The sequence below is a fragment of the Allokutzneria sp. NRRL B-24872 genome (genome assembly GCF_002155965.1).
Classification (GTDB): domain Bacteria; phylum Actinomycetota; class Actinomycetes; order Mycobacteriales; family Pseudonocardiaceae; genus Allokutzneria.
Window position 1 is genome coordinate 1 of the sequence record NZ_MUMH01000332.1, and the last position, 777, is coordinate 777.

The window sequence follows — 777 nt, forward strand, 5'->3', positions numbered from 1 at the left end:
ATGGAGCCGCTCCGGCGGGAACTCGGCGAGCAGGCGCAACGGGTCGCCGTCGAGGCGTTCAAACGCCTGGGCGTCCACCGAGGCGAAGAGGTCCTGGGTCGGCTGGTGCCAGACCCAGCGGAGGTTGGTCGCCAGCCGCCCGAGAGCCGCCAACGGCTCCGGCAGACTGGCGCGGACGGTGAACCGGCGCAGTGCTCTCACGCGACCGAACTGTACTTCGCCCCCCGCCCCGGTTGGCAAGATTCCCAGCGAAGCCCTGTCTCTTATACACATCTGACGCTGCCCAGCGCTGATACGGGGGTGTACGAGGAGGAGACCGCAGTCGTGAACTACAACGGCCTCGTGGGCTCCTACATCGCGAAGCACCTGGGTGCCGGTCTTGACTACGAGGACCTGTACCAGCACGGGCTGTTGGGTCTGATGCGGGCGATCGAAAAGTGGGACGGCTCGCGAGGGCTGAAGTTCTCCACCTACGCGGTGAACTGGATCAACCAGCACATTGGCCGGGCAGTTCCCGACGAAGGCGCAATGATCCGGCTGCCGGTCCACAAGTACGAAGAAGTCCGCAAGGTTCGCACCGTCCGGAACAGACTGCTCCTCCAGCAGGAAGATGCTTCAGTCGCGGAGATCGCCAAACGCACCGGGTTGTCTCGGGAGAAGGTGGTGGACTGCCTACGGTTGTCCTTGGGTGTGATCAGCCTGGACGCACCCTTGGGCATAGATGGCGAGATCTCGTTCGCGGAGCTGATCCCCGCTCCGCTCGAAGACCACTCGAAC

General features: G+C 64.2%; 2 protein-coding genes. One reads left to right on the forward strand and one right to left on the reverse strand.

From position 1 onward, the window contains the following. Positions 1-201, reverse strand: a 201-nt coding sequence (locus CCN37_RS40585) for a DUF3417 domain-containing protein (RefSeq protein ID WP_168201058.1), incomplete at its 3' end; no start/stop codon positions are given. A 123-nt stretch (positions 202-324) separates the two neighbouring features. Here CCN37_RS40585 and CCN37_RS40590 point away from each other — a divergent pair. Further along, a partial coding sequence (locus CCN37_RS40590) for a sigma-70 family RNA polymerase sigma factor (RefSeq protein WP_168201059.1) occupies positions 325-777 on the forward strand: 453 nt, incomplete at its 3' end.